The organism is Mycobacterium sp., from assembly GCF_008709575.1.
Lineage (GTDB): Bacteria > Actinomycetota > Actinomycetes > Mycobacteriales > Mycobacteriaceae > Mycobacterium.
The window spans coordinates 1-1,180 of sequence record NZ_VYIK01000174.1; the positions used below are offsets into that span (position 1 = coordinate 1).

The 1,180-nt window shown below is 65.7% G+C and carries 1 protein-coding gene; it reads left to right on the top strand.

Annotated features, from left to right (window positions below; all coding sequences use genetic code 11):
• Window positions 1-1,096 (top strand): IS110 family transposase (locus F6Q13_RS17660; RefSeq protein ID WP_293059310.1); only part of this gene is annotated, 1,096 nt, incomplete at its 5' end.
• Between the last annotated feature and the right edge of the window lie 84 nt (window positions 1,097-1,180).

Below are 1,180 nucleotides of genomic sequence, written 5' to 3' on the forward strand. Positions count from 1 at the left end.
GCGTGAGCACCTGCTCGAGCAGAAGGTCACGTGCGTGGTGATGGAGGCGACTAGCGATTACTGGCGCCCGTTTTACTATCTGCTCGAAGAGCATTTCGAGGTGATGCTGGTCAACGCTCGCGATGTACGCAACGTGCCCGGCCGCAAGAGCGATGTGTCTGATGCCGCCTGGCTCGCCGATTTGGGCGCGCACGGGCTGGTGCGGGCCTCGTTCGTGCCGCCGGAGCCGATCCGGATGCTGCGGGATCTCACCCGTGCCCGCACGGTGATCACCCAGGAGCGTACCCGGGAGATCCACCGACTCGAGAAGCTGCTCGAGGACGCCGGAATCAAACTGTCCGCAGTGGCCACCGACATCACCGGGGTGTCGGGGCGGTTGATGCTGGCGGCTCTCATCGAGGGGCGCGACGACCCCGCGGTGATCGCCGAGCTGGCGAAACGTCGGCTGCGCAGCAAGATCCCGGCGTTGACCGAGGCCCTTCACGGGCACTTCACCGCCCACCACGCGTTCATGGCCCGGCTGTTTCTGGACCGCATCGACGCCCACACTGCTGATATCGACCGGCTCTCGGCCCGCATCGACGAGGCGATGGAACCTTTTCGGGCCGCCCGGGATCTGCTGATCAGCATCCCGGGCTTTTCCACGACGGTCGCTGAGATCTTCATCGCCGAGACCGGCGCGGACATGAACGTGTTTCCCACCGCCGGGCATCTGGCGTCGTGGGCGGGCACCGCCCCAGGGTCTAACGAGTCCGCCGGCCGGGTGAAATCGACCAAGACTCGCCCCGGCAACCGCTACCTCAAGGGCGCCCTGGGGACCGCGGCGCTGGCGGCATCCCGTTCCAAAGGAACCTATTACTCGGCGAAATACAAGCGCATCGCCGCCCGACGCGGCCCACTGAAAGCCATAGTGGCCATAGAGCATGCGATGCTGGTGGCCGCCTGGAACATGCTCACCAACGGTGAGTTCTACCGCGACCCCGGCGCCGACTACTTCACCCGACGCGTCCCCGCCAAGGCTAAAGCCCGCGCGGTCGGACAACTCGAAGCCCTCGGATACCGCGTCACCCTGCAACCCCTCTCCAACACCGCATAACCACAACCCGCCGCCACCGGCAACGCCGACGGGTCACCCCTACCTGCCCTCACCAGCTTGTGGTCACCGTTATTTTCGTGTCAG